At 64.0% G+C, this 24,333-nt stretch carries 30 protein-coding genes, 1 pseudogene and 1 riboswitch; of the genes and pseudogenes, 22 read left to right on the top strand and 9 right to left on the bottom strand.

The window, feature by feature from the left end; translation table 11 throughout:
* The first annotated feature begins 197 nt into the window (after positions 1-197).
* Positions 198-1,415, top strand: a complete 1,218-nt coding sequence (locus QX071_RS09920) for an ABC transporter substrate-binding protein (protein ID WP_315701000.1) — start codon at positions 198-200, stop codon at positions 1,413-1,415.
* 193 nt (positions 1,416-1,608) lie between these two features.
* On the opposite strand, the gene QX071_RS09915 is transcribed toward QX071_RS09920, so the two are convergent.
* Entirely contained in the window at positions 1,609-2,220 is a 612-nt protein-coding gene (locus QX071_RS09915; protein ID WP_315701001.1) for a GNAT family N-acetyltransferase, read from the bottom strand.
* A 284-nt stretch (positions 2,221-2,504) separates the two neighbouring features.
* On the opposite strand from QX071_RS09915, the gene QX071_RS09910 reads away from it, so the two are divergent.
* Both QX071_RS09910 and QX071_RS09905 read left to right on the top strand, forming a co-directional pair.
* Positions 2,505-3,248 (top strand): response regulator, encoded by a 744-nt coding sequence (locus tag QX071_RS09910; RefSeq protein ID WP_315701002.1) that lies wholly within the window; start codon positions 2,505-2,507, stop codon positions 3,246-3,248.
* 43 nt (positions 3,249-3,291) lie between these two features.
* A complete protein-coding gene (locus QX071_RS09905) occupies positions 3,292-4,620 on the top strand; it encodes an ATP-binding protein (RefSeq protein WP_315701003.1) in 1,329 nt (442 codons plus the stop codon).
* A 65-nt stretch (positions 4,621-4,685) separates the two neighbouring features.
* On the opposite strand, the gene QX071_RS09900 is transcribed toward QX071_RS09905, so the two are convergent.
* Positions 4,686-5,219, bottom strand: a complete 534-nt coding sequence (locus QX071_RS09900) for a PRC-barrel domain-containing protein (RefSeq protein WP_315701004.1) — start codon at positions 5,217-5,219, stop codon at positions 4,686-4,688.
* 156 nt (positions 5,220-5,375) lie between these two features.
* Positions 5,376-5,624 (bottom strand): hypothetical protein, encoded by a 249-nt coding sequence (locus QX071_RS09895; RefSeq protein WP_315701005.1) that lies wholly within the window; start codon positions 5,622-5,624, stop codon positions 5,376-5,378.
* A gap of 642 nt (positions 5,625-6,266) precedes the next feature.
* On the opposite strand from QX071_RS09895, the gene QX071_RS09890 reads away from it, so the two are divergent.
* From QX071_RS09890 to QX071_RS09860, 7 genes are all read left to right on the top strand, one after another.
* Positions 6,267-7,199 carry a lytic transglycosylase domain-containing protein gene (locus tag QX071_RS09890; RefSeq protein ID WP_315701006.1) on the top strand — a complete coding sequence of 311 codons (933 nt, stop codon included), beginning with the start codon at positions 6,267-6,269 and terminating at the stop codon, positions 7,197-7,199.
* A 71-nt stretch (positions 7,200-7,270) separates the two neighbouring features.
* Positions 7,271-7,382, top strand: a riboswitch (TPP riboswitch).
* Positions 7,370-8,386, top strand: a complete 1,017-nt coding sequence (locus QX071_RS09885; protein ID WP_315701007.1) for an FAD-dependent oxidoreductase — start codon at positions 7,370-7,372, stop codon at positions 8,384-8,386. (Overlaps the previous riboswitch by 13 nt.)
* Complete coding sequence (thiS, locus tag QX071_RS09880; protein ID WP_315701008.1) at positions 8,377-8,574, top strand: sulfur carrier protein ThiS; 198 nt, start codon at positions 8,377-8,379, stop codon at positions 8,572-8,574. The genes QX071_RS09885 and thiS overlap by 10 nt, the downstream gene beginning before the upstream one ends.
* A gap of 328 nt (positions 8,575-8,902) precedes the next feature.
* Positions 8,903-9,685, top strand: a complete 783-nt coding sequence (locus tag QX071_RS09875; RefSeq protein WP_315701009.1) for a thiazole synthase — start codon at positions 8,903-8,905, stop codon at positions 9,683-9,685.
* Positions 9,672-10,298, top strand: a complete 627-nt coding sequence (locus QX071_RS09870; protein ID WP_315701010.1) for a thiamine phosphate synthase — start codon at positions 9,672-9,674, stop codon at positions 10,296-10,298. The genes QX071_RS09875 and QX071_RS09870 overlap by 14 nt, the downstream gene beginning before the upstream one ends.
* A gap of 341 nt (positions 10,299-10,639) precedes the next feature.
* Positions 10,640-12,538: a phosphomethylpyrimidine synthase ThiC gene (gene thiC / locus QX071_RS09865; RefSeq protein ID WP_315701011.1), complete on the top strand. Its 1,899-nt coding sequence runs from the start codon at positions 10,640-10,642 to the stop codon at positions 12,536-12,538.
* 479 nt (positions 12,539-13,017) lie between these two features.
* Positions 13,018-13,548: an REP-associated tyrosine transposase gene (locus QX071_RS09860; protein ID WP_315701012.1), complete on the top strand. Its 531-nt coding sequence runs from the start codon at positions 13,018-13,020 to the stop codon at positions 13,546-13,548.
* 48 nt (positions 13,549-13,596) lie between these two features.
* Here QX071_RS09860 and QX071_RS09855 read toward each other — a convergent pair whose 3' ends face one another.
* Positions 13,597-14,397: a GNAT family N-acetyltransferase gene (locus tag QX071_RS09855; protein WP_315701013.1), complete on the bottom strand. Its 801-nt coding sequence runs from the start codon at positions 14,395-14,397 to the stop codon at positions 13,597-13,599.
* A 161-nt stretch (positions 14,398-14,558) separates the two neighbouring features.
* Between QX071_RS09855 and QX071_RS09850 the strand changes: the two genes are divergently transcribed.
* A complete protein-coding gene (locus QX071_RS09850; RefSeq protein ID WP_315701014.1) occupies positions 14,559-14,942 on the top strand; it encodes a RidA family protein in 384 nt (127 codons plus the stop codon).
* A gap of 12 nt (positions 14,943-14,954) precedes the next feature.
* Here QX071_RS09850 and QX071_RS09845 read toward each other — a convergent pair whose 3' ends face one another.
* Positions 14,955-15,551 carry a DUF4145 domain-containing protein gene (locus QX071_RS09845; RefSeq protein ID WP_315701015.1) on the bottom strand — a complete coding sequence of 199 codons (597 nt, stop codon included), beginning with the start codon at positions 15,549-15,551 and terminating at the stop codon, positions 14,955-14,957.
* Between the two features lie 255 nt (positions 15,552-15,806).
* Between QX071_RS09845 and QX071_RS09840 the strand changes: the two genes are divergently transcribed.
* The 6 genes from QX071_RS09840 (at position 15,807) to QX071_RS09815 (ending at position 18,514) form a co-directional block, all read left to right on the top strand.
* Positions 15,807-16,031, top strand: coding sequence for a hypothetical protein (locus tag QX071_RS09840; RefSeq protein ID WP_315701016.1), 225 nt, complete (start codon positions 15,807-15,809; stop codon positions 16,029-16,031).
* Positions 16,032-16,163: 132 nt separating this feature from the next.
* Positions 16,164-16,463 (top strand): hypothetical protein, encoded by a 300-nt coding sequence (locus tag QX071_RS09835; RefSeq protein WP_315701017.1) that lies wholly within the window; start codon positions 16,164-16,166, stop codon positions 16,461-16,463.
* 261 nt (positions 16,464-16,724) lie between these two features.
* Positions 16,725-17,000, top strand: a complete 276-nt coding sequence (locus tag QX071_RS09830; RefSeq protein WP_315701018.1) for a hypothetical protein — start codon at positions 16,725-16,727, stop codon at positions 16,998-17,000.
* Between the two features lie 203 nt (positions 17,001-17,203).
* On the top strand, positions 17,204-17,722 hold the full coding sequence (locus QX071_RS09825; RefSeq protein WP_315701019.1) for an IS1096 element passenger TnpR family protein: 519 nt from the start codon (positions 17,204-17,206) through the stop codon (positions 17,720-17,722).
* Positions 17,719-18,255, top strand: coding sequence for a mismatch-specific DNA-glycosylase (locus QX071_RS09820; RefSeq protein ID WP_315701020.1), 537 nt, complete (start codon positions 17,719-17,721; stop codon positions 18,253-18,255). The genes QX071_RS09825 and QX071_RS09820 overlap by 4 nt, the downstream gene beginning before the upstream one ends.
* A gap of 43 nt (positions 18,256-18,298) precedes the next feature.
* Positions 18,299-18,514: a hypothetical protein gene (locus QX071_RS09815; protein ID WP_315701021.1), complete on the top strand. Its 216-nt coding sequence runs from the start codon at positions 18,299-18,301 to the stop codon at positions 18,512-18,514.
* Positions 18,515-19,182: 668 nt separating this feature from the next.
* On the opposite strand, the gene QX071_RS09810 is transcribed toward QX071_RS09815, so the two are convergent.
* Entirely contained in the window at positions 19,183-19,623 is a 441-nt protein-coding gene (locus QX071_RS09810; protein WP_315701022.1) for a hypothetical protein, read from the bottom strand.
* Positions 19,624-19,771: 148 nt separating this feature from the next.
* Positions 19,772-20,257: a J domain-containing protein gene (locus tag QX071_RS09805; protein WP_315701023.1), complete on the bottom strand. Its 486-nt coding sequence runs from the start codon at positions 20,255-20,257 to the stop codon at positions 19,772-19,774.
* Between the two features lie 265 nt (positions 20,258-20,522).
* On the opposite strand from QX071_RS09805, the gene QX071_RS09800 reads away from it, so the two are divergent.
* Both QX071_RS09800 and QX071_RS09795 read left to right on the top strand, forming a co-directional pair.
* Entirely contained in the window at positions 20,523-20,798 is a 276-nt protein-coding gene (locus tag QX071_RS09800) for a helix-turn-helix domain-containing protein (protein WP_315701024.1), read from the top strand.
* A 125-nt stretch (positions 20,799-20,923) separates the two neighbouring features.
* The gene (locus QX071_RS09795) at positions 20,924-21,448 is read left to right on the top strand and encodes a collagen-like protein (protein WP_315701025.1); all 525 of its coding nucleotides are present in this window, start codon (positions 20,924-20,926) and stop codon (positions 21,446-21,448) included.
* 33 nt (positions 21,449-21,481) lie between these two features.
* Here the strand turns inward: QX071_RS09795 and QX071_RS09790 are convergent.
* Positions 21,482-21,746: pseudogene (locus tag QX071_RS09790) on the bottom strand (DUF2277 domain-containing protein).
* Between the two features lie 119 nt (positions 21,747-21,865).
* Here QX071_RS09790 and QX071_RS09785 point away from each other — a divergent pair.
* From QX071_RS09785 to QX071_RS09775, 3 genes are all read left to right on the top strand, one after another.
* A complete protein-coding gene (locus QX071_RS09785) occupies positions 21,866-22,111 on the top strand; it encodes a DUF2188 domain-containing protein (protein WP_315701026.1) in 246 nt (81 codons plus the stop codon).
* Positions 22,112-22,196: 85 nt separating this feature from the next.
* Positions 22,197-23,258: an alpha/beta fold hydrolase gene (locus tag QX071_RS09780; RefSeq protein ID WP_315701027.1), complete on the top strand. Its 1,062-nt coding sequence runs from the start codon at positions 22,197-22,199 to the stop codon at positions 23,256-23,258.
* Positions 23,259-23,278: 20 nt separating this feature from the next.
* On the top strand, positions 23,279-23,632 hold the full coding sequence (locus tag QX071_RS09775; RefSeq protein ID WP_409977735.1) for a hypothetical protein: 354 nt from the start codon (positions 23,279-23,281) through the stop codon (positions 23,630-23,632).
* Between the two features lie 155 nt (positions 23,633-23,787).
* Here QX071_RS09775 and bfr read toward each other — a convergent pair whose 3' ends face one another.
* Positions 23,788-24,270: a bacterioferritin gene (gene bfr, locus QX071_RS09770; protein WP_315701028.1), complete on the bottom strand. Its 483-nt coding sequence runs from the start codon at positions 24,268-24,270 to the stop codon at positions 23,788-23,790.
* Positions 24,271-24,333: the final 63 nt, after the last annotated feature.

Here is a 24,333-nt window from a genome sequence, read left to right as displayed (position 1 = left end):
CGCCCCCCGTACGCGGCGGGACTCTCGGCTGCTCTCCTCTGGCGGGAAGGACAGGGTAGTCCGGCCAATGCCATCGCCGTTTTCAGGCGGATAGCCAGCGTGTCGCGGGCCATTTGGCTTTGCACAGAGCCTGAAGGCCGGGTAAAACTCCATGCGCTCGCCAAAACGTTCAAGAAGAGCACATCAGGGAGAGAAGCATGAAATCCGCGGCCCAAGCCGTCATCGCTATTCTTGCGCTTGCAGCCTTGTGCGCGCCTGCCACGGCGCAGACCATTTCCGACGATGTCGTCAAGATCGGCGTGCTCACGGACATGTCGAGCCTTTATGCCGATGCCACCGGCAAGGGCTCGCTCGCGGCGGTGCAGATGGCGGTGGAGGATTACGGCGCCAAGGTCAGAGGCAAGCCGATCGTCGTGGTCGCCGCCGACCACCAGAACAAGCCGGACGTCGGCGTCAACATCGCCCGCAACTGGTATGACAACGAAAAAGTGGACGCCATCTTCGATGTGCCGACCTCCTCGGTCGCGCTGCCGATCTCCGCGCTCACGCGTGAGAAGAACAAGATCAACATCAATTCCGGCGGCGGCTCCTCCGACATCACCGGCAAGCAGTGCTCGCCCAACACGGTGCATTGGACCTACGACACTTATGCGCTCTCGAACGTCGCCGGCAAGGCGATGGTCAAGCGTGGCGAGGACACCTGGTTCTTCATCACCGCGGACTACGCCTTCGGCCAGGCGCTGCAGCGGGACGCGGCCAACGTCGTCAAGGAGAACGGCGGCACGGTGCTCGGCGATGTCCGCCATCCCCTCAACAATTCCGATTTCTCCTCCTTCCTGCTGCAGGCGCAAGCGTCGAAAGCCAAGGTGGTCGCGCTCGCCAATGCCGGCGGCGATACCACCAATGCGCTGAAACAGGCTTCCGAGTTCGGGCTCACGCAAGGCGGCCAGAAGATGATCGCGCTGCTGCAGGAGATCACCGACACCCATTCGCTCGGCATCAATGCCACCCAGGGGCTCATCGTCACCGACGGCTTCTATTGGGACATGAACGACGAGACCCGAGCCTTCTCCAAGCGCTTCAACGAACGCGTCGGGCATATGCCGACCATGATCCAGGCCGGGCTGTATTCGGCGACGATGCATTATCTCAAGGCGATCGAGGCGATCGGCACCGACGAGGCGCCCAAGGTGATGGCGCAGATGCGGGCGACCCCGGTCAACGACTTCTTCGCCAAGAACGGCAAGATCCGCATCGACGGCCGCATGGTGCACGACATGTATCTGTTCGAGGTCAAGAAGCCCTCGGAGTCCAAGAGCGAGTGGGATCTCTACAAGCTGATCGCGACCGTGCCCGGCGACGAGGCCTTCCGCCCGCTCGACAAGGGCGGCTGTCCGCTGGTGAAGACGAACTGACGGGGTCGGCTCCGCCAGCCTAACCTTGAGCTGCCAGATCCCGACATCTGGCAGCCTCGTCACGGTGAGCTTTGGACGCCCGCCTCCGGCGGGCGGCCGGCGATCCGGCTTCAAGCGTCCCGCGTCATGCCGCTCAGCGAACAGCAGAACTGTTCGATGAGCGGGACCAGCGCATCGGCGGACTCCCTCCGAACTACGACCGCCCCATCCAGATGGTGCGCCCCGCCGGCTCGCCGAGTGGCAGGCCGCGAAAACCCATTTTCTCCCAGAAGCGCAGTGCGCCGGAGTTGGCGCCATTCACCGCGACATGCGTTGCCGCCGCTCGCTGGCCATCGAGGGTAGTCAGCCATTGATCAAAGAGCTTCTTGCCGAGACCGCGTCCCCGCAGCCGCGGCAGCAGGTTCAGATGCAGATGCGCGGGGAAATTGGCGGCGACCGAGGCGAGCGCAGCTGTAGGGTGGTGAATCATGACGATCCGTTGCTGATCATGGCTCCAGCGCGCCGGATCCTCTTCAACGGGGAATGCGTATTGCTTGCGGAGCGCGGGCCACCAGAGCGTTTCGAGCCTGTCTTCCCACTCGATCGTATCGGCCGTGCCGACTGCGAAACCGGCGACGCCGTCCGGATCTTCAACGACCAGGGCAAGCCGCGGCTCAAGCACCGCATAGTGAGCGGAATAGATGTGACCCATCAGCCTCGGATCGGCATAGAGCTGCGAGGCATCCTGGCCTGCCAAGCCGGTCGCAAGCGAGATGCGGTAGAGCGCATCGAGATCATCGGCGTGAAGCGGCCGGATTGTCGGCATGACGAGGTCCGATTGCCTGCAGCGAGCCTCTATAATCGGCGTTTCGACGTGCCGTCGGTAGCATCATGCAGGTGGAGGGGCTGCGCTCGCCCAGTATGGCCGCTAACCATCATGTCTGAGTGTGAACGTGCTTTCCGGATCTCCACCACGGTCGGATTGACGCGCGCCGCCTCATCTGCCAGCTGATGTGCAGGGATTGTCCTGCTGTTTCAGTGCACTGGATGGAAATATTCCGAAACAAAATTCTTCGCAAACCGTCCCAATCTTAGGTCAATGCTGAGCTTATGGCCCAGACACCACCCCATATCCTTGTCGTCGAGGACGACCGCGAGACGCGGACGCTGATCGCGAAATATCTGCGCAACAACTCCTGCAACGTGACCACCGCGACCGACGGCCGCGAGATGACGAAGATCATGGGCGACCACCGCGTCGATCTGCTGATCCTCGACGTGATGCTGCCGGGCGAAGACGGCTTGACGCTGTGCCGCAAGCTGCGTGCGGAATCGCAGGTGCCGATCATCATGCTGACCGCACGCGGCGAGGACGTCGACCGCATCCTCGGCCTGGAGATGGGCGCCGACGACTACCTGCCGAAACCCTTCAATCCGCGCGAACTGCTCGCCCGCATCAATGCGGTGCTGCGCCGTCAGGCCGCGGCCATGACCGCGAGCACGACCGAAGGCGCAAGCGCGCTGACCTTCCTCGGCTGGAAGATCGACTTCCGCCTGCGCGAATTGCGCAACCCGGAGGGCGCCCGCGTCGCGATGACCAGCGCCGAGTTCGACCTGTTGCGCACCTTCTGCGAGCGGCCCGGCCGGGTGCTGTCGCGCGACAGCCTCCTCGACCTGACGCAAGGCCGCAGCGCAGGTTCGTTCGAGCGGTCGATCGACGTGCTGGTCAGCCGCATCCGCCGCAAGATCGAGCCGGACCCGCAGGAAGCGACCATGATCAAGACCGTGCGCTCCGGCGGCTACATGTTCACTCCCGTGGTCGAGGTGCTGACAACGACCACACAGAGCCACTGACCTTCGCAGGAGTGCGGATGACGGCAACCGGCAAACGCGCGCGATGAGGTTGTTTCGCTCTCTCAGGCTCGTAGGAATCCGCAGCCAGATCACGGCACTGGTGGCGGCCTCGATCATCGCGCTGCACGTCATCATCACCGCCGTCTTCGTGTTCCACCGCGCGGAGCAGCGTGAGCCGGACAGCGAATTCGGACCGTCGCAGCTCACCACCGTGGTTCGGATTCTCGCCCACGCGCCTGCATCCGACCGGCCGAGGGTCATGGCCGACGTCACGCGGGCCTTTCCGGATTTCGACATCAAGAGCTATTCAGGGCCGCTGCCGAGCGGCGAAGCACCGCGGCCAGTGTACCACGGGTTTCGGGCGCTCGGGCCGAGCTACCAGTTTTTCCCATTGCCGCCAGAGGGCGAGAGGCCGGGCGAGATCGTCGTCTTTCCCGACGGCAGCATGATCTCCGCAAGATTCGGCAACCGTTCGCACCGCCCACCGTTCTGGGGCGGTCCGTGGTTCACCACGGTGATGTTCGCGCTGATCAGCATCACCATGCTCGGCCTGTGGGCGGCGCGTGCGTTGACCGCCCCTCTGACCTCGTTTGCGAGGGCGGCCGAAAGCTTCAGCCTCGACGGCGACGCGCCGCTGTTGCCCGAACGCGGGCCGCAGGAGATCCGCTCCCTGGCGCGCGCCCTCAATCGCATGCGCGAGCGCATCACCACCCTGATCGACGATCGCACCAAGATGCTGGCCGCCATCAGTCACGATCTGCGCACGCCGCTGACGCGCATGCGGCTGCGCTGCGAATTCGTCGAGGACGAGATCCAGCGCGGCCGCATGCTCGCCGATCTCAACCAGATGCATGCGATGCTCGGTTCGGTGCTGTCGTTCCTGCGTCACGGCCGCAAGCTCGAACCGATGACCCTGGTCGAGGTCGCCAGCATCCTGCAGCTCGTGGCCGATCAGTTCACCGACATGGGACACAAGGTCTGCTATGTCGGTCCCGCGCATGCGATGGCAACCGTACGGCCCGACGATTTGCTGCGCACCGTCACCAACCTGGTCGACAATGCGGTCAAGTTCGGAACCGAGACCGTCATCCGCCTCACGGTCGCGCCGGATGTCTTGACCATCGATGTCGAGGACGACGGCCCCGGCATTTCGGATGCGCATAAGCCGCAGATGCTGGAGCCGTTCGTGCGCGGCGACCAGGCCCGCAACATGGATGAGGCCACCGGCTTCGGATTGGGGCTGTCGATCGCAAAATCGATCGTTGCGGCGCATGGCGGGGAACTATCATTGCACGATCGCGAGCCGCACGGGCTGATCGCCCGCATTCGCCTCCCCCTCCGCCAGGCGCCGCGGCTGCGTCCCGCGGCATAGTAAAGCGCGCCCGGACAGGCCGAGCGCGCTCTTGTCATGACACAGCCGAGATCACCCGGACCCGCTTACTCCGAGTACTTGAACTGGGGCATCTGCTTGAGCTGATCCTTGGTCGCGTTGACCATCGCGTGGTCCGGATACCAGCGGCTCGCGCGCGAGGTGCTCGAAGACGAAGAGCCCGTGACGGCGCCCGTCGTGGTGGTCGAAGCCGGCGGGGCTGCCGAGTTGGAGCCCGAAGCCGGTGCATTGGAGGCCGTATTCGCGGCGACCGGCTGCTCGGAGAACTTCACCTGGTCGAACGGGATCGCAACGAGGTGCTCGCCCATGCCGAGGAAGCCGCCGACGCCGATGACGACCGCCTTGATCTGCCCGTTCTTGTCGGTCAGCAGATCATCGATCGAACCGATATTCTCGTTGTTGTTGTTGTAGACCTTGACGCCAGAGAGCTTCGAGGCACGCCAGTCGCCCTTGTAAGACGCTGCGGTGGTATCGCCGCGAACCGTCGTTGTCGTGCTGGTGGTTGAGGTCTCTGCAGCGAATGCTGCGCTTGCAAGCAGCAGTGAGCCGGCAAGGCCGGTCAAAACAGTCTTCGTCACCATCGGATGTCTCCCTCTCGGTGAATGGTGACGAGAGAACTGCAAGAGCCTGTCAGCGTTCCGCGGGAACCACGATTTCGCAATTGGCGGCGCCGTCCATCGTGCACCGCGATATGGCGCGAACGCCGCAATCGGAATGAGCACCGCACGCCGGTCGTATCAGGCCGCAAGCGCGCCGTGGCCGTAATCAGCATCGGGAGAAAATGCGAACGCCTCGAAGTGGTAATCACATGCGCTGCAGTACCAAAGATAGGCCGTACCGTTCTCCCTGCTCTCCACCCATTCGGGCAGAGCGATCGGCTTGCCACATTGGGCGCAGGGGTTGTTATGCGGCAGCTCCGCGACAAACGCGGCAAGAGTTGAGCGGAGAAAGCCATTCGACAGATCGGCGGATGACATGCGGGCCATGGCGCGCTCCCTCTCGGTTTTAAGATTTTTTGATGAGTAAGCTCGAGTGAGTAAGCTTGGCTGTCCAACTCATCTGCTTGTCATGAAGCATACGGCCGGACCGCGGCTTTTTCACGACGTTTCGGCACGCGTGCGACACCTCGCCTCGCCTGATCGACTTTATTTGATGGAACTGATCTGTAGCGGAACTAATTTCCTCAACTAACAGTTTGGAATGGTTGCGCGCCGAAATCGGCGACGAGCAGGCCGAAGACGAAGCCGCCGTGCAGATCGGCCCGCAGCGCCACCAGCAGCGGGAACGGCCCAACACAGGTGGCTGCGCGAGCAGATGCGGCGAGACCAGGAGCAGCGCGTAGAGGCCCCGCCCGACCCAGAGCGGCAATAGGCCGCCTGCGGGGTGAGCGGCAGTCTCAGCGTAGGCGACGAACGGCGTCATCGCGTGCAGGTCCCTGGACGGCATCCGCCAACCCATCGCCGGCGAGAATTCGGGTAAATGCCCCCCAAGCATGCCTGCCACGGCAATGTAAGTCCGATTTTCGCCATATTCTTGCCCGGCGAACGCGCCATTTACGGTGCGTAAATCATGTATGCGCGCGGGCGGGGGTTGCTTCGCGCGCCTGGTTCCCGGGGGATCCTGAAACGATGAAACGTCTCGTGCTGTCGGCCTGGCTCGCAGGCCTTGTGCTCGCGGGCGCTGCGCCGGTCACCGCGGCTGAAGATGCCTCCACCGAAGCCGCCGCCAAGCCGGGCAAAAGTGACGCGGGAAAGACCGGCAGCTCGGCCGCGGCGAAGCTGGCCGGTGCCAAAACCCAGACCAAGACCGGCAAGGCTCAGAGCAAGACGTCCGCCGCCGCGCTGCGCAAAATGCCGACCGCGGTGACCAAGACGGCGCGGGAGGCGGAAGCCATCGAGGCCGTCAGCACCACCGACCCTTCATCCGTGCCGCTGGCGAGCGCAACCGAGACGGCCGAGGCGCCAGCCTCCGAGGCGAGCAGCCAGCCGCAAACGGCGGACGCCAGCGCCACCGAACGACCTGACGATGCCGCCGCGAGCCCGGATGCCGACAAAAAGGCGGCCGAGGCAGAGCCGAAGCACATGAACACCGGCCATCCGCAGATCGACGCGCTGGTCGCGATCCACGCCAAGGCCAACAATGTGCCGGAAGCGCTGGTGCATCGGGTGATCGTGCGCGAGAGCAAATACCGGAAGGATCTGGTCGGCAGCTGCGGCTGCATCGGGCTGATGCAGATCAAGCTCGGCACCGCGCGCGGGCTCGGCTACGCCGGCGATGCGCAGGGCCTGCACGATCCCAACACCAACCTGACCTATGGCGTGAAATACCTGGCCGGCGCCTATCGCGCCGCCAATGGCGATCACGACCGCGCCGTGCATTATTTCGCCAAGGGCTACTACGAGGTGGCCAAGCGCCAACGCTTCGCCGAGGCGTCCGCCATCGGCAGGCCCGAGCGCGTCCACGCGCCGCTCGATATCACCCCGAAGCTCGCGGGCCTGAAGCATGTCGCCCAGGCCATGCCGGCCAAGCCGGCCAAGCACGCCGGGACCGCGGCGAGATAGCCTCGCCGGGCATAGCCGGTTCCCGCGGGCATGACAGTCCGTTGACAGACGCGGCGATCGGTCTACATTAGCGCCGTTCCGAGGGGAGCTCCGAGGGGGAGCTGAGATACCGCAGCGAGATGCGGTGACCCTTTGAACCTGATCCGGGTCATGCCGGCGAAGGGACAGGGATGCAGCAGACCAAATCTCCACGCGGGGAGTCCCCCGTTTCCATCATCGGCGCGGGCATTGCCGGTGCCTGGCAGGCTTTGCTCTTCGCCAAGGCCGGCCATGCGGTCACCCTGCATGAGCGCAGCAACGCCGATTTGATGCTCTCCACCAGCCATTGGGCCGGCGGCATGCTGGCGCCCTATTGCGAGAGCGAGATTTCCGAACCGGTGATCAGCCGGCTCGGGCTCGCCTCGCTGGAGCTGTGGCGGCGCGAACTGCCGGACACCCCGTTCAACGGCTCGCTGGTGATCGCCCATCCGCGCGACCGCTCCGACTATGAGCGCTTCGCCCGCCGCACTTCCGGCTATCGGCGGCTCGATGCCGCGCAGCTCGCCGAACTCGAGCCGTCGCTGGAAGGCCGCTTCCGCGAGGGCCTGTTCTATCCGACCGAAGGCCATGTCGAGCCGCGCCGCGTGCTGCCGAAGCTGCATGAACGCATCATCGCGGCCGGCGGCACGATTCTGTTCAACAGCGACGTCGCCGCCGACGACCTCGATGGCCTCGTAATCGACTGCCGCGGCCTCGAAGCCCGCGACACCGAGCCGGAGCTGCGCGGCGTCAAGGGCGAGATGATCCTGATCGAGACCTCGGAGGTGCAACTCGCCCGCCCGATCAGGCTGATGCATCCGCGCTGGCCGCTGTACCTGATCCCGCGCGCCGACAATCTGTTCATGCTGGGCGCGACCTCGCTGGAAGCCGAGGACACCGGCGTCAGCTTACGCTCGGCGCTGGAGCTGCTCGGCGCCGCCTATTCGGTGCACCCCGCTTTCGGCGAAGCGCGCATCCTGGCATTCGGCTCGGGCCTGCGTCCTGCCTACCCGGACAATCTGCCGCGCATCACGGTGAAGGGCGAGACCGAGATCCGCGTCAACGGGCTCTATCGCCACGGTTTCCTGATCGCGCCGGCACTGGCCGAACTCACGCTCAATTATGTCGCGCGCGGCCAGATCGACAATGAGGTGATGCGATGCGCGTGACCGTCAACGGCGAGGCGCGCGACATCTCCTCGACCTCGGTCGCCGCGCTGCTCTCCGAGCTCGACTACGAAGGCACGCATTTCGCGATCGCGCTGAACTACGACGTCGTGCCGAAGAGCCGCTGGGCGGAGACGCCTGTGAAGGCCGGCGACGAGATCGAGATCATCACGCCACGGCAGGGAGGGTGATCATCATGTGTCGCTCGCTCACGCCACATACTTCACTGTCGTCCCCGCGAAAGCGGGGACCCATAGCCACCGGCCGTCGTAGGAGCGCTCGATATCTGCCACTCTGCCCGATCGCGAAATCACGCGGTATGGGTCCCGGCCTGCGCCGGGACGACATGGAGAGAAAGAACGCGCCACCCGCTCTATCGTCGTCGCTCGGCTTGACTGGGCGATCCAGTACGCCGCGGCCGATCGATTTGGCCGAACCGTCTCTGGAATACTGGATCCCCGCCTTCGCAGGGATGACGGCTTCCGTTGCGAACACAGTCTGGAATGACAGAGACCGCTGATGCCCAGCTTCTACGACAAGACCTTCGCCTCGCGCCTCCTGATCGGCACCGCGCTGTATCCCTCGCCGGCAATCATGCAGGAGGCGATCCGCGCCTCCGGCGCCGAGATCGTCACGGTGTCGCTGCGGCGCGAATCCGCCGGCGGCAAGTCGGGCGATGCGTTCTGGAAGCTGATCCGCGAGTTGAACGTGACCGTGCTGCCGAACACCGCCGGCTGCCGCAGCGTGCGCGAGGCGGTGACCACGGCCAAGCTCGCGCGCGAATTGTTCGGCACCTCCTGGATCAAGCTCGAGGTGATCGCCGATAACGACACCTTGCAGCCCGACGTGGTCGGCCTGGTCGAAGCGGCGAACATCCTGGTCAAGGAGGGCTTCGAGGTCTTCCCCTATTGCACCGAGGATCTCTCCGTCGCCATGCGCCTGGTCGATGCCGGCTGCAAGGTGGTGATGCCGTGGGCGGCGCCGATCGGCAGCGCGAAAGGCATCATCAACCGCGATGCCCTGAGACTCATGCGCGACCGCCTGCCCGACATCACGCTGGTGGTCGATGCCGGGCTGGGCGCGCCGAGCCACGCGGCGCACGCGCTCGAACTCGGCTATGACGCCGTGCTGCTCAACACCGCGGTCGCCAAGGCCGCCGATCCGGTCGCGATGGCGCGCGCCTTCAGGCTCGGCTGCGAGGCCGGCCGCACCGCCTACGAGGCCGGGCTGATGGACGCCCGCGATTTCGCCTCGCCCTCCACCCCTGTCGTTGGGACCCCGTTCTGGCATGCCGTATCCTGATCGCTACGCGTATCCTGATAAATTCTATCCGGTCGTCGACTCGCTCGCCTGGGTCGAGCGCCTGACCAAATTGGGCGTCGGCACGGTGCAGCTACGCGCCAAGAACCTCAACGACGGCGAGGCGCTGCAGATCGTCACCGACGCGCTCGCCATCACCAAGGGCAGCAACACCAAGCTGGTGGTCAACGACTACTGGCGCGCCGCGATCGTCGCCGGCGCCGCGCATGTCCATCTCGGCCAGGAGGATCTGGTCGACGCCGATGTCGCGGCGATCAAGGAGGCCGGGCTGACGCTCGGGCTCTCCACCCATGACGATGCCGAGCTTGCGACCGCGCTCGCCGCCAAGCCGGACTACATCGCGCTCGGCCCGATCTTCCCGACCACCTTGAAGGCGATGCGCTTCGCGCCGCAGGGCATCCCGAAGATCACCGAATGGAAACAGCGCGCCGGCAGCATTCCGCTGGTCGCGATCGGCGGCATCAAGCTGGAGCAGGCCGCAGATATCTTCGCCGCCGGTGCCGATTCCATCGCCGTCGTCAGTGACGTCACGCAGAACGCCGATCCAGATGCGCGCGTGCGCGCCTGGCTCGAAGCCACCGCGGAGCTGGCATGATGCGCGCCGATATTGCGAATGCGTCTGAGAGTGAGTGCTGGCGGCAGCCAGCCGCGAACACGGTGTCCTCCCCTCCCCCTTGCGGGGAGGGGTCGGGGGTGGGGGTCCACGCAAAAACTGTCGGTGTTGCGACCAAACCCCTCGGCACTTTGCATTCCAGAAGAGCGCTCAATCGTAGGCACCGCCTTCCTGATACCCCCACCCCCAACCCCTCCCCGCAAGGGGGAGGGGGGCGCACCGCATTTCGCGCTGACATCTCGCTTCAATCCATCAACGCCTCTGGATTCCGGACTCGCGTCTTCGCGCCCCGGAACAACAACAATTGAGAGAAGGAGGACTCCATGAACGTCCGCTCCAATCCCGATACGACCGTTCCCGCCGTCACCACTGGTCCCCTGCCCTCCTCGCGCAAGATCTATGCGACGCCGGATACGGCGCCCGATCTGCGGGTGCCGCTGCGCGAGATCATCCTCTCCGACGCCGCCGCCGAGCCGAACCTGCCGGTCTACGACACCTCCGGTCCCTACACCGACCCCAACGTCACCATCGACGTCAATGCGGGCCTTGCTCGCAACCGCCAGGCCTGGGTGCTCGAGCGCGGCGGCGTCGAGGAATATGAGGGCCGCGTCATCAAGCCGGAGGACAACGGCAATGTCGGCGCCACGCATGCAGCGAAAGCCTTCTCCGCCTATCACAAGCCGCTGCGTGGCCTTCCCGGCCACAAGGTGACGCAGCTCGAATTCGCCCGCGCCGGCATCATCACCAAGGAGATGATCTACGTTGCCGAGCGCGAGAATCTCGGCCGCAAGCAGCAGCTCGCGCGCGCCGAGGCCGCGCTCGCCGACGGCGAGAGCTTCGGCGCCTCCGTGCCCGCCTTCATCACCCCGGAATTCGTCCGCGACGAGATCGCGCGCGGCCGCGCCATCATCCCCTGCAACATCAACCACGCCGAGCTGGAGCCGATGATCATCGGCCGCAACTTCCTCACTAAGATCAACGCCAATATCGGCAACTCGGCGGTGACTTCGTCCGTGGAAGAGGAAGTGGACAAGATGGTGTGGGCGATCCGCTGGGGCGCAGACACCGTGATGGACCTCTCGACGGGCCGCAACATCCACACCACCCGCGAATGGATCCTGCGCAACGCGCCGGTGCCGATCGGCACCGTGCCGATCTACCAGGCGCTGGAGAAGTGCGAAGGCGATCCGGTGAAGCTGACCTGGGAGCTCTACAAGGACACCCTGATCGAGCAGTGCGAGCAGGGCGTCGACTACTTCACCATCCATGCCGGCGTGCGCCTGCAATACATCCACCTCACCGCCAGCCGTGTCACCGGCATCGTCAGCCGCGGCGGCTCGATCATGGCGAAGTGGTGCCTGGCGCATCACAAGGAGAGCTTCCTCTACACCCATTTCGACGAGATCTGCGACCTCATGCGCAAGTATGACGTCTCGTTCTCGCTCGGCGACGGCCTGCGTCCGGGCTCGATCGCGGACGCCAACGACCGCGCGCAGTTCGCGGAGCTGGAGACGCTTGGCGAGCTCACCAAGATCGCCTGGGACAAGGGCTGCCAGGTCATGATCGAGGGCCCCGGCCACGTGCCGATGCACAAGATCAAGATCAACATGGACAAGCAGCTCAAGGAATGCGGCGAGGCGCCGTTCTATACGCTCGGGCCGCTGACCACCGACATCGCGCCGGGCTACGACCACATCACCTCAGGGATCGGCGCCGCCATGATCGGCTGGTTCGGCTGCGCCATGCTCTGCTACGTGACGCCGAAGGAGCATCTCGGCCTGCCCGACCGCAACGACGTCAAGACCGGCGTCATCACCTACAAGATCGCCGCCCACGCCGCCGATCTCGCCAAGGGCCACCCGGCCGCGCAGCTCCGCGACGACGCGCTGTCCCGCGCCCGGTTCGAATTCCGCTGGACCGACCAGTTCAACCTCGGCCTCGATCCCGACACCGCCAAAAGCTTCCACGACGAGACCCTGCCCAAGGAAGCCCACAAGGTCGCGCATTTCTGCTCGATGTGCGGGCCGAAATTCTGCTCGATGAAGATCACCCAGGACGTGCGCGACTATGCGGCGACCTTGAACGATCCGGCGAGCGTGGGTCTGAGCATCTCAGGCACCATCGAAGACGGCATGGCGCAGATGAGCGCCAAGTTCAAGGAGATGGGCTCCAGCGTCTATCTCGATGCGGAGAAGGTGAAGGAGAGCAACAAGGCGTTGTGAGGCGGCCTGCTCAGCTCTCTCCACCGTCATGGCCGGGCGCAGACCCGGCCATCCATCATAGCCGGGCGAAAGCCCGGCTTTTTTTGTGAGTAAAGATACGGGCCGCAGGCAATCTCATGCGGAGGAGTAACGCACACGTTTACTTTCAAGTGCTTAGCGCGATTTTGAAGGACTAGCGAGTTATCCACAGGGAACACCCTTAGCGGACGACAGCACCCTTCGCGCGAACGAAGCAGGAGACTCCGATGCCCGGGCGATCTTCACGCGCGTCGCAGCAACACTGGCTGTTCGGCTTGGCCGCTTGCTTGTGGCCGATAGCTTTCGCGCTGGTAGGAATTTTTGGAAGCCTCCCCAAGTCTACGGGGGAAATCATGGCGCGTGCTCTTCGGTTATGATGAGTTAAAGCCCCCTACGTAGGGTGGGCAAAGGCGCGCAAGCGCCGTGCCCACCTTACTTGCTCCGCGAGGGACGTGGACGCCATGTCGCGATATCGCCGGGCCGGGATCGCCGGCGGCACATTCTTCTTCACTGTCACCCTAGCCGACCGCTCCAGCGATCTGCTGATCAACGAGATCGAACGATTCCGGTCTGCCTACCGTGCCGCCAAGAATCGCGATCCATTCGAGACGATCGCAATCTGCGTTCTTCCCGACCACGTGCACGCGCTATGGTCACTGCCGGTGAACGACAGTGATTTCGCGACGCGATGGATGCTGATCAAATCTGGATTTTCGCGCGGCCTGCCAGCCGCTGCCGCCCGGTCCAACAGTAAGATCGCCAAGCGCGAGAAAGGCATCTGGCAGCGTCGCTATTGGGAGCACGCGATCCGCGACGACCGAGACTTCGAGCGCCACGTCGATTACATCCACTACAATCCGGTCAAGCACGGCTTGGTGTCCCGTGTCATGGACTGGTCGCACTCCAGCTTCCATCGGTTTGTTGAACGCGGCCTCTTGCCATCGGATTGGAGCGGCGATGCTGCAGATACGACCCGCAGCTTCGGAGAGTGACGCCGCGTGGGCTCGGCGCAAACGCGCCTTTGCCCACCCTACGCTTGCTCAACCGATCTTAGACAATCTCCGAACCCAGGTGCGGGCAAGCATCACTGGCTTGAAGCCCAAACGAGCGTAAAGGCGCTTGGGTTGTTCGGTGGCGAGCGCTCCAAGAAAAATGGTGTGGCAGCCAGCGGCGCGCAGGCGCTCGGTGAATGCGGCTATAATGGCGCTCGCGATGCCACGACGCCGGGCAGATTGTAGTGTGAACAGATCCTCAATCATGCCTACGCCATTGGGCGCAGCAGCGTAGGCACCGTACGCGACCGGAACACCGTTGTGTGCCCCAAGATGAAAATGATACGTGCGGCTCTTGGCGCGATAGCCGGCCACCATGCCAGCACTAACGTCCGGCGGCACGTGAGTGTTGCTAGTGCGCCGGCCCTCGGCATGATCGGCGAGAACGAGTTGTAGCAATATCTGCCAATCAGCATCGCTAATGACGGGGCGCAGCTCGACTTCTGTATCCCGATTTGCGAGGTCGCCTTGTAAGGCCATCTGGATGGTGACGGGACGTTCTTCGAAATCATCGAAGGCGAGGCGGGCGAGAAACGGATCTGGTGTGAAGCAATCGGTATGGATCACGCGCCAGGGCGTGTGATCGAGATGTCGATCCATAGCTGCAAAAACGGCGTCAATCTCGGCGTCGGTCCGAGCAGTGACCTCGTCGGCATGATTAGAGTCCCACACATCCGGGTGTGCCGGATCGACCACGAGGTGGCAACCCGGTCCCATGATCTTCGTGTTACCGAGCCGACGCTGCCACCGGTAAGCTTCGGCGATCTCCTGAGCCAGATCAGCGGTCATAATTTGTGGTCCTAAGATCAGATGAATGTTCTGTCTAAGGCATTCGACCTCGAAAGTCAGCAATTGGCGCATCGCGTCAGTTGCTATGGCTGCACATCGATGGTCACTATCGGAGCGAAGCGGACATGGTCGCAATTATGAGTACGCACCCTAGTTTACGCATGCCCCTCCACCACATCCCCGCTCCATCGAACGTCGAGGCGCCGCCGCTGTCGTTCGGCACTCGGATCGGCGATCTCCTCTTCATCTCCGGCATTCCCGGCTTCGACGCTGATAGCGCGCTGCCCGACAGCTTCGAGGCGCAGTTCGCCAACGTCGTGACCAACTTCACGCGCGTGCTCACCGAAGGCGGCGCCACGATGCGCGATCTCGTCAAGGTCAATGTGCTGTTGACCCGCGCCTCCGATGTCGCGACCATGAACAAGCTCTACGCCGAGGCGTTCGGCCCGGCGCCCTATCCGGCCCGCACCACCTGCGTCGTCGCCGCGCTGCCCGACCCGAAGATGCTGATCGAGATCGAGGGCGTGGCGGCGCTGGTCAGGTGAAGCTACTATCTACTAGATGCGTCTGTCAGCAATACGCTTGGGTTGCGCCGAGAGCTGCCCCGACACCGTTTCCAAAATTCCCTGAAGCAACTTTATCTGACGAATAAATTCCAGAGCGTCGGCTGACGACAATGCATCACTAGCCGTCCCATGAGCGGCCGCGTTCCGCGCTTCGCGCAGCGTTTGGAACAAGGCGATCACGCTTGCAGGGATGTACTGCTGCTTTTCTAACGCTCGCAACACCTCATACAGATTCCTGTATGGCTTGCCATCCGGGAGCTTCGTACGAATCTCGAGAAGAAGCTGTTCGAGTTGCTTGAAAGACTTAATGAAAGCCATATCCGGCGCGGACTTGACAAGCTCCAGAGTTGCAGGATCCAAGGACGGGTCTGGCGCTTCCACGCCCTGCTCCGACTGCAGAGCTGCGCCAGCAGCCTCGACTTGTTCGAGTTTCTCCGAGAGTTCTACATTCAGCGGTCCGGCGCCAAATTTCCGAATATGGCGAACTATGAGCCGCAATTGTTCCCTAAACACCAGAACGATTATCACCGTTGCCGCCGGCCAAGCCAATGCGCCGATAACACTGGCAAAGAATTGCTTCCAGTCCATGCATGCCTCGTAAGTCTAGAGGATTTGCAATCGATCATAAGTTGAGCGAATTGCCAAGCGCTGCCCGATCCGAAGATGCTGATCGAGATCGAGGGCATCGCCACGCTTCGGAAATGATAGCTCCGGTATCACGGCGAACGACCCGGCAGCGGCTGAGGGCGCCGACACTCCCTTAGATTTGATACATGTCAACGCAACGACATCCACAGGTTGTGGTAGCCTTTTTCCCATTCTGACAAGCCGTGGGAGGATGGGATGGAGGTTCGCTCGCTGGGCCAGGGGATCGAAGTCGAGATCGACGTCCGCCCGACGTCGCACGGCTACATGCTGATCCACCGCTTGCGCGGCAAGGGCAGCTACACGGTCACCTGCTGCTGTGAAGGCATGGGCTGCGTCAGCAAGACCTGCACATATCCCGACGGCGAGCCACCGTCGCCGACCTGCGACTGCACGGGGTCTTTGCCGTCGATCACGTGCTGAGGCCTTCGCCGTCTGAACGTCACGAGACCTGCGCGTATGGCCCGCCTGCGAGCCGGGCCGGTCCAACACTCCATAGGCCCGACGCACGACAGTCCTGGTGCCAGACAGTTCCTCCCAGCCGGAGACTAACGGATGTCGAATCAAAAGCGCGAAACCCTGACCATCTCACCCGACGGACGATTCCTGCTCGATGCCACCGGCAAACCCGTGCGACAATTCGTTGAACGGGTCCGCTCCTTCGGCCCGATGACCGCGACGATCGGCGGAGGGGTCGAGATCGATCCAGTTGCCGTGCTGGAGAAGGGCCAGTTCGGCCAGGGCTTCAACATCCATCCGTGCAACTTCCGAAAGGAATGCATCGGCTGGGACGCGAACGGCAACTGCACGCAGTGGATCACGACCCACGACATCTGCTACGACGACCCCGAGTGAGACTAAGGATCGGTTCAATGCAGGACATCCTGATCACGCGCATCTGGCACGACCGAGAAGCACGCCTCTGATCTTGCCCCACATTGCGGCGTCGCCGCACTGCCCCTCCCCTGACATCGCTGTGAGCGGTCACGCTGCCACCTTGCCAGCAGCGCGCTTTTGTCGCAGGAGTCCATCGCCCATCCGCAGGCGCGGATCGGCGTCGTCGCGCGCGTTGTCGGCCGTGGCGGCTGGGGTTCTGTTCGTTAGGGGAGATTTCCGATGCGTCGCTTGACCGCTCTCGTTGCCGCCACCGGTATTGCTGCCGCTTCCGTCGTGCCCGCACTCGCCGCGCCTCGGCATGCTGCGCCCGTGGCCGGCTATTACGTGATCCGCTGGGATAACACCGGCATCTGCCAGATCTGGAATACCAACTTGCAGTCCAAGCCGGTCGAATGGCCGTCGACCTACAAGGTCGTGAGCCAGCCGGTTGCGACCTTCGGCGAAGCCAACGCCATCCAGCTCAAGCTGCGCGACGAGCGCCGCTGCACCCTGTAAGGTCCGGCCCGGCGTATGCCTCCGTGCCACGGCGGCCGCCACATGGCGGTCGCCGATCCATGGGCGGAGCGCTGACAGTTCTGCCGCGGGCCATGTGACGGGGGACAATCGCGTTCGACGCCGGCTCCCGGCCTCGCTTGGACGGTCGCGGCCGTATATGCTGGTCGCGGGCGTGCTGCTGCCGCTCGCCCGGGGAGACCGGCATGGCTCAGACCGAGACGTTCATCCTCCGCGCCGCGCTCGACGGCGGGCGCTCGGTCTATCGGGACATCGAAATCGATCCGACCAAGTCGCTGTACAGGCTGGCCGAAGCGATCGTGCAGGCGTTCGGTTTCGACTTCGACCACGCCTTCGGCTTCTACACCGGATTGACGCTGTCGAAGATCAAGGTCGTCCATCCGCAATATGAGCTGTTTGCCGATATCGGCGAGGCCGCCGCCGGAGTGCTCGGCGTCGAGAAGACGCGGATCGCGCAGGCTTTCCCGGAGGTCGGCCATACGCTGCTGTTCCTGTTCGATTATGGCGACGACTGGCTGTTCCGGATCACGCTGAAGGCCACCGGGACGAAGCAGCCGAAGCTGCGCTATCCGCGCGTGGTTGCGGCCAAGGGCAAGGCGCCCGAGCAATATCCCGGGCCGGACGAGGATGATGACGACGAGGATGGGCCGCCCCGTGCGATCAATCCGCGCACCGGCGAAATCATCAAGATCGGAAAATCTTGAAAGAAGCGCCTGGGCATGCCGGCGCGGACGTGCGGCACCGCCTGCCCGACCAGCTCGCACCGAACCTCCGCCTCGTCTTCGTCGGCACGGCGGCGAGCGAGCGGTCGGCCGCGACTGGCCACTATTACGCGCATCCCGGCAACCGCTTTTGGCGCACTCTGCACGCGACAGGGCTGACGCCGCGGCTGTATCAGCCGCATGAGTTTCCCGAATTGCTGAAGCTCGGCATCGGCTTCACCGATCTCTGCAAGCACGGCGCCGGCATGGACCATGTCGCGCTGCAGGCCGGCGTCGATGTCGCCGGCTTGGTCGAGAAGATGCGGCGCCATCGGCCGCGCACGGTCGCTTTCACCAGCAAGAAGGCTGCAAGCCTGTTCTATGGCCGGCCGACGACCCGGATCGCACTCGGCCGGCAGCCGCCGGCGGCTGACTTCCCCGACATCTTCGTGCTTGCTTCCCCCTCCGGCGCCGCGTCGGGCGCCTGGACGCTTCAGCCGTGGCTGGAACTGGCGGCGCATGTGGCGAGCGCTTAGCTGCTCTCCTCTCGTTCCGGGACGCACAGCGAGCGCGCGCGCAATGACGGCGATGGATTGGCCAGGTCCTGTGCCCGCCGGGCAAATCGATGCGCGATGGCCTCACGACGGCCTCGCGGAAAGCCGGAAAATCGCACCGAAAATCCTCGCGCCGACAGACGAATTTCATCCGCACTTTCAACGCGTCGCGCGATGTAAAGCCGCCGGGCAAAAAATATTCTACTTCCGTTTTTCAGAAATTGTGCTTTCCTACGCCTGACCCGCCTCCATGCAGAGGGCGTACGCGTCGTCACGATACGCGGAGCCGGGCTGCGATGGCCGTGAGCGCCGCGTTGGACGAACGCCGGCGTTTCGCGGACGGTGAAGTCGTGTGGTCCTGGCATCCCGGTGCTGATGCCTGCGCAACGCGTCAGCGTTGTCGCACGCGATGCGCTCCGCGCATTGTCGCAACGGGGGCAAGAAAGCCGGTCCCCGAGGAGATCACGTATAAGCCGTAAAGCCTTCGCGCAGGGAAGGCCGGTTGTTCGGCCGTACCTGTGGTACCTGCCGCCTGCATTTTTTTCGCAGGCGGGCCATGGGTGCTGGCCAAGCATCCGGCCTTCCCTGCGCCCTCTCGATTTTCAGGAGGGACTGACTGCCGCATCACTCGGGCGTCATGCGCCGCGAGACTGCGAAGCCGTGCCAGGCTGTTTGGAGGGGGAGTTCGGGATGTCGCCAGACGTGTCATGTACCGGCGTGAGCGATGTCGCTTCGCTCGACACGACGGAGCACGTGGCAGGCCGCAAGCCGGCCCCTCAGCTGTCAGCGCCCACCTTGCCCGCCGATCCCGTGCGCCGAGACGGCTTGGATGACGACAAGCGTCTCTGGAATGCTGGATCACCCGCTTTCGCGGGTGACGACAGCTGGTTCGGTCGAAAGACCCGCCGTCTACCGCAGCGTAATCGCAAGCCCCGACAGATCGACATTGGCCAGCAGGCCGACCTGCTCGCCGGAGAGCTCCAGCACCGCGCCCTTCTGGTTGGTGAGCACGATGCCGCGCACGCCGCGGCCGACCGCAAGGCCGGCGCCGGCCGCGCCATAGACACCCTCGACGTCCGACGGACGGTAGATGTTGCTGACGCGGCCGCGCAGCACGGTGCGCGAGCCGCCGAACACCAGGCCGTAGTCGAGGCCGCCGGTCGAAAGCGGATAGGCGCGGCCGTGGAAGTTCAGAACGCCGCTGCCGCCGGAGCCGCCGATGATCCATCCGGCCTTGTAGATGGTCAGCGTGATGAAGCCGCCATCCGCATGCGCCGTGGTGGGCAGCACGGCGGCGGCGGCAGTCGTGAGTGCCACCAGCGCAGTGCGAAGGAAGGACGCAATGGTCATTGAAAAACGCTCCAGTGGGTGTCGAACGGGAGATGCCGCGGTGAGACCAATCGAATCGGTAGGGCCGAATTTAGCTCCTGGCACGGCGAAGTACATGTGGCGCCTGGCGTAGACGCCCATGACGGAGACCGCGAGGCAAAATACAACCTCAGCGAGCTTTCATCAGCGCATCCTGCGCGGCCGCGAGCTCGCGAAACGCCTCCGCGCTGCCGCCTGTATCCGGATGCATCAGCTTGGCGGCACGGCGAAAGGCGCCGCGGATCTCGGCGCTGGACAGCGGGCCGTCGATCGGCAGGCCCAACAGCTTGCGGGCGCGCTGGTCGGGGCTGAGCGGCTTCGGCTGGGTGCCGCGCCGGCCGAACCGCGGCGTGGTCAATTCGACCAGCACGTCGAGCACGACGAGCAGGCGCCGGCGCGCCGCCTCGTGCGTGGCATGGTCAGCGAGGGACATCGCCGCCGCGCGCACGATCGACAGCGCCTGGCTTGCCGCCTGGCGCAAGGCCAGCTCGGAGCTGTCCCGGGCAATCTCGGAGACGAGCTCGGCCGCCTCTTGCCAATCGATCTCGGGCGCCTGCAGCAGCCGTTCGAGCCCGGCTCTGAGCGATGCGGCGGATATCGTGGTGGTCGCGGCCATGGCGGCCACACTGGCGCGCGGTTGCCGGGCTGCCAAGCATCGGCTGGCGCGGCCGTTAATTTTGCATTTCGCCACATTCCGCGCCGAAATGGGTCGGAGATCTCGCGAAAGAATGGCATTTTGGCGATTTCCCACGCCAATACCCGCAATGGTAGTCCTCGTTAAGGTCTCGTTAACTTTGTCGGACCAGTTTGTTTACGGGCAGGTGCTAGTTGAGTCTCGACTCCACATACAACTTAGGCGGGACTTCAATCCGGAGGTTTACATGTCACGCGAGTTCACACCCTATGCCGCAAGCCCATTCATCATCGAGCCTGGCTCGATCGCGGCGGCGGCGCGCCCCGCCAACGAGGTCGTTCCGCTCCTGATCGGAATGCCGCTCTCGGAGGTCGAGCGCGAGCTGATCGTGCAGACGCTCGCGCGCTGCCACGGCAACCGGACCCATGCTGCCAGGCTGCTTGGGATGCCGGTCCGCACCTTGCGCAACAAGATCCGGATCTATGCGGCTGATGGCGTCGACGTGCCGGCCTATGGGACGTAAGCACAGGGCTTACAGCGCGGCGCCGGCCATCGTTTGATGTTGATCGATCGGGCAAGGCCGGCGCGTATAATTGCTGGTCTCGTCGCGCGTCTGCTAGATTCGCGTGCGAATCAGGAGTTGTACGCGTGGCGCGAAATCCGGCGAGTCGAGGGCATCAGGGACCTGCGGGTCCGCGAGGACCACAGGGGCAGCCGGGACGACGCGGAGCGGACGGCCAGCGCGGCAAGCCGGGGCCGGACGGCAAGCCCGGTCCACAGGGCAAGCCGGGGCCGCAAGGACCGCGGGGAGAAGCCGGCAAACCGGGCCCGATCGGTCCGCAGGGTCCGGCCGGCGCCCCGGGTCCGCAAGGGCCCCGCGGCGAGCAGGGTCCGCCCGGCACCCTGCCGACGATCGATCAGATCATGCCCTGGCTGCATCAGCTCTTCGAGGCGTATGAAGAGTACAAGCGGACGCGCGAGCGCGAGGCGCATGAGCGCGACGCCACCCAGCTTGCGGTGCGCGACATCTTTGCCGCCGTCGAACACGACGATGCGCTGGACGACGCCTTCGAGGACGACGATCCGCATCTCGACGACGCGCACCATCACAAGAAGAAAAAAGACAAGAAAAAGAAGAAGCACAAGAAGCATAAGCCCGACGAGGCGTTCTGACGCTGTCGCACGCCGCGCGCCGATCGTGCTGTTTCAGCGGCCGGCAAATCTCGCCCGCGAGCGCTCCTTGGCCTTGGCCGCTTCGATCGCGCGTCGGCGCCTGGGTGTGCAGCGAGGTAAGCAGCCGCCGCGCCGCCTCGGAGACCTCCTGCACCGCCCGTTCGAACGCCGCTTCGTTGGCCTGCGACGGCTTGTTGAAGCCGGACAGCTTACGCACGAATTGCAGCGCGGAGGCGTGGATCTCATCCTCCGTCGCCGGCGGCTCGAAATTGAACAGCGTCTTGATGTTGCGGCACATCCCGTTTCTCCGCTCGGATAGGGGTTCCCGGTCTCGAAAGACATCGCCTCGCGCTTATCTTGGCCTAGAATGACGGCCGTTTCACCTGCGGCAATCGACGTCGACAAAGCGAGGCATGAATGACACACGTGACCTATCGGATCGTTCAGCATGATGGCGGTTGGGCCTACACGGTGGACGGCGCTTTTTCGGAGAGTTTTCCGTCCCATGCCGAAGCGCTCGCCGCCGCCAAGCGCGCCGCTGAGGAACAGCGCACGCCGGGCCGTACCGAGGCGATCGAATACGAGACGGCCGATGGAAAATGGCACACCGAGACGGCCTCCGGCGGCGATCGCCCCGAGACCGAGATCGAGGACAAGCCGTGAATCGCCCTTTCGGCTGCCGGATGGTTCCGTGCTAATCTGCGACCAAGGCCCGCCATCAGAGCGCGTCCATCCGGGGGAGACGAACATGACACGATCAGTCATCGCCGCTATTGCGGCGCTGCTGCTGAGCTCGATAGCGGCACTGGCGAGCGACTATCCGGCACCCAAGCAAGGCGACTTCGTCGTCAAGGATTTCAAGTTCCACACCGGCGAGCGCCTGCCGGAGCTGCGGCTACATTATGTGACCGTCGGCGAGCCCAGCGGCCAACCGGTGCTGGTGTTGCATGGCACCGGCGGCTCGGCGGCAAGCATGCTGTCACCTGCCTTTGCCGGCGAGCTGTTCGGCAAGGACCAGCCGCTCGACGCCACAAAATACTACATCATTCTTCCCGACAGCATCGGCCACGGCAAATCGTCCAAGCCGTCCGACGGGCTGAAGACAAAGTTCCCCGCTTACGACTATGCCGACATGGTCGACGCGCAATACCGGCTGGTGACCGAAGGACTGGGCATCAAGCATCTCAGGCTCGTGATCGGCAATTCGATGGGCGGCATGCACAGCTGGATCTGGGGCACGCGCTACCCTGATTTCATGGATGCGCTGGCGCCGATGGCTTCACAGCCGACCGAGATGGCGGCGCGCAACTGGATGCTGCGCCGGATCATGCTGGACACGATCCGTAACGATCCGGACTACAATGGCGGCAACTACACGAGCCAGCCGCGCATGATGAAATACGCCGTCGTGGCCTACGGCATCGCGTCGGCCGGCGGCACGCTGGCCTATCAGGCGCAGGCTCCGACCGCCGCCAAGGCCGACAAGATGGTCGATGCGCGCCTTGCCGCGCCGATGCCGGCCGATGCCAACGACTTCATCTACCAGTGGGAGTCCTCGCACGACTACAATCCGTCGGCGGACCTCGAGAAGATCGAGGCGCGCGTACTCCTGATCAACTCAGCCGATGACGAGCGCAATCCGCCGGAGACCGGCGTCACCGCTGAGGCTATGAAGCGGGTCAAGAACGGCAGGGTCTACCTGATCCCGGCTTCCACGGAGACGCGAGGCCATCTGACGACGGGCTCGGCGAAATTCTATCTCGAGCCGCTGCGCGAGCTGCTCGCGACGGCGCCGCGGCGGGCGGAGTGACGTGTTCCACGGAGGCTGCCATGCCAAGACTCCCGCAGGTCGCGATGCTGACATGTCTGGCGGCCTTCGCAACGGCAGCCTTCGCTTTCGACAACGGCCAGTTCGAGAACGTGCCGCCGGATATCCGCGCATGGTTCAAGAGCGTGATCGCGCCGAATGGTGTCCCCTGCTGCGACATCTCCGATGGCCATCGGACGGACTACCAAGTGCGCGACGGCAGCTATTGGGTTCCGATCGAGGGGCAATGGATGCAGGTTCCCGCGCATGCCGTCATCCGCGACCGCGGCAATCCCGTCGGTGAGGCCGTGGTGTGGTACGTCCACCACCGCGGCAGCATCGTCATCAGCTGCTTCGTTCCGGCCGACGCCGTGTAAGAGGGCCGAGCGCAGCACCATCACGTAACGAGCCGGCACGGCGATCTGTCCGGAGCCGGCTTTCAATCACTTGCTGGTGCTCTCTACGATCCGAAGTTCGCCAGCGAGAGTGCCTCGATTTAAATGCGAACTTCGGACGCGGAGCACGAGCAGGACTACGAAGATTCGAGACCGCCGACGTGTTTCTGCGTGTAAAGCTCGAGGCCGATCCGATTGATCAGGTCGAGCTGCGTCTCGAGGAAGTCGATGTGGTGTTCTTCGTCCTTCATCAGGTCTTCGAACAGGTCGCGCGTGACGTAGTCCTTGACGCCATGGCAATACGTTGCGGCTTCCTGATAAAGCAAGCGCGCCGAAACTTCGGCCGCGAGATCGCACTCGATGATCTCTTTGACGTTCTGGCCGATCCGCAACGGGTCCAGCACCTGCATGTTCGGAAAGCCATCCAGAAAGATGATGCGGTCGGTGAAGCGGTCCGCGTGGTTCATCTCCTCGATCGATTCCTTGCGCCACACCTTGGCCATCTCGAGCAGACCCCAGTTCTGCAACAAACGGTAATGCAGCCAATATTGATTGATGGCCGTCAGCTCGCTCCGCAGTCCCTTGTTGAGATATTCGATGACCTTGGGGTCGCCCTGCATTGATGTGCTCCGAAAATTAGACACCGCGGCTCGGTCAATAACAGGTTCGCCGAGCCGAGACGA

This window comes from Bradyrhizobium sp. SZCCHNS1022 (genome assembly GCF_032484835.1).
Taxonomy (GTDB): domain Bacteria; phylum Pseudomonadota; class Alphaproteobacteria; order Rhizobiales; family Xanthobacteraceae; genus Bradyrhizobium.
Note: the sequence above shows the minus strand (reverse complement) of the source record. Positions and strands in the feature narration are given on the sequence as shown.

Coding starts and splice junctions, on each gene's coding strand:
- QX071_RS09920 (WP_315701000.1), top strand. CDS start 198: ATGAAATCCGCGGCCCAAGCCGTCATCGCTATTCTTGCGCTTGCAGCC.
- QX071_RS09915 (WP_315701001.1), bottom strand. CDS start 2,220: ATGCCGACAATCCGGCCGCTTCACGCCGATGATCTCGATGCGCTCTAC.
- QX071_RS09910 (WP_315701002.1), top strand. CDS start 2,505: ATGGCCCAGACACCACCCCATATCCTTGTCGTCGAGGACGACCGCGAG.
- QX071_RS09905 (WP_315701003.1), top strand. CDS start 3,292: ATGAGGTTGTTTCGCTCTCTCAGGCTCGTAGGAATCCGCAGCCAGATC.
- QX071_RS09900 (WP_315701004.1), bottom strand. CDS start 5,219: ATGGTGACGAAGACTGTTTTGACCGGCCTTGCCGGCTCACTGCTGCTT.
- QX071_RS09895 (WP_315701005.1), bottom strand. CDS start 5,624: ATGGCCCGCATGTCATCCGCCGATCTGTCGAATGGCTTTCTCCGCTCA.
- QX071_RS09890 (WP_315701006.1), top strand. CDS start 6,267: ATGAAACGTCTCGTGCTGTCGGCCTGGCTCGCAGGCCTTGTGCTCGCG.
- QX071_RS09885 (WP_315701007.1), top strand. CDS start 7,370: ATGCAGCAGACCAAATCTCCACGCGGGGAGTCCCCCGTTTCCATCATC.
- thiS (WP_315701008.1), top strand. CDS start 8,377: ATGCGCGTGACCGTCAACGGCGAGGCGCGCGACATCTCCTCGACCTCG.
- QX071_RS09875 (WP_315701009.1), top strand. CDS start 8,903: ATGCCCAGCTTCTACGACAAGACCTTCGCCTCGCGCCTCCTGATCGGC.
- QX071_RS09870 (WP_315701010.1), top strand. CDS start 9,672: ATGCCGTATCCTGATCGCTACGCGTATCCTGATAAATTCTATCCGGTC.
- thiC (WP_315701011.1), top strand. CDS start 10,640: ATGAACGTCCGCTCCAATCCCGATACGACCGTTCCCGCCGTCACCACT.
- QX071_RS09860 (WP_315701012.1), top strand. CDS start 13,018: ATGTCGCGATATCGCCGGGCCGGGATCGCCGGCGGCACATTCTTCTTC.
- QX071_RS09855 (WP_315701013.1), bottom strand. CDS start 14,397: ATGACCGCTGATCTGGCTCAGGAGATCGCCGAAGCTTACCGGTGGCAG.
- QX071_RS09850 (WP_315701014.1), top strand. CDS start 14,559: ATGCCCCTCCACCACATCCCCGCTCCATCGAACGTCGAGGCGCCGCCG.
- QX071_RS09845 (WP_315701015.1), bottom strand. CDS start 15,551: ATGGACTGGAAGCAATTCTTTGCCAGTGTTATCGGCGCATTGGCTTGG.
- QX071_RS09840 (WP_315701016.1), top strand. CDS start 15,807: ATGGAGGTTCGCTCGCTGGGCCAGGGGATCGAAGTCGAGATCGACGTC.
- QX071_RS09835 (WP_315701017.1), top strand. CDS start 16,164: ATGTCGAATCAAAAGCGCGAAACCCTGACCATCTCACCCGACGGACGA.
- QX071_RS09830 (WP_315701018.1), top strand. CDS start 16,725: ATGCGTCGCTTGACCGCTCTCGTTGCCGCCACCGGTATTGCTGCCGCT.
- QX071_RS09825 (WP_315701019.1), top strand. CDS start 17,204: ATGGCTCAGACCGAGACGTTCATCCTCCGCGCCGCGCTCGACGGCGGG.
- QX071_RS09815 (WP_315701021.1), top strand. CDS start 18,299: ATGACGGCGATGGATTGGCCAGGTCCTGTGCCCGCCGGGCAAATCGAT.
- QX071_RS09810 (WP_315701022.1), bottom strand. CDS start 19,623: ATGACCATTGCGTCCTTCCTTCGCACTGCGCTGGTGGCACTCACGACT.
- QX071_RS09805 (WP_315701023.1), bottom strand. CDS start 20,257: ATGGCCGCGACCACCACGATATCCGCCGCATCGCTCAGAGCCGGGCTC.
- QX071_RS09800 (WP_315701024.1), top strand. CDS start 20,523: ATGTCACGCGAGTTCACACCCTATGCCGCAAGCCCATTCATCATCGAG.
- QX071_RS09785 (WP_315701026.1), top strand. CDS start 21,866: ATGACACACGTGACCTATCGGATCGTTCAGCATGATGGCGGTTGGGCC.
- QX071_RS09780 (WP_315701027.1), top strand. CDS start 22,197: ATGACACGATCAGTCATCGCCGCTATTGCGGCGCTGCTGCTGAGCTCG.
- QX071_RS09775 (WP_409977735.1), top strand. CDS start 23,279: ATGCCAAGACTCCCGCAGGTCGCGATGCTGACATGTCTGGCGGCCTTC.
- bfr (WP_315701028.1), bottom strand. CDS start 24,270: ATGCAGGGCGACCCCAAGGTCATCGAATATCTCAACAAGGGACTGCGG.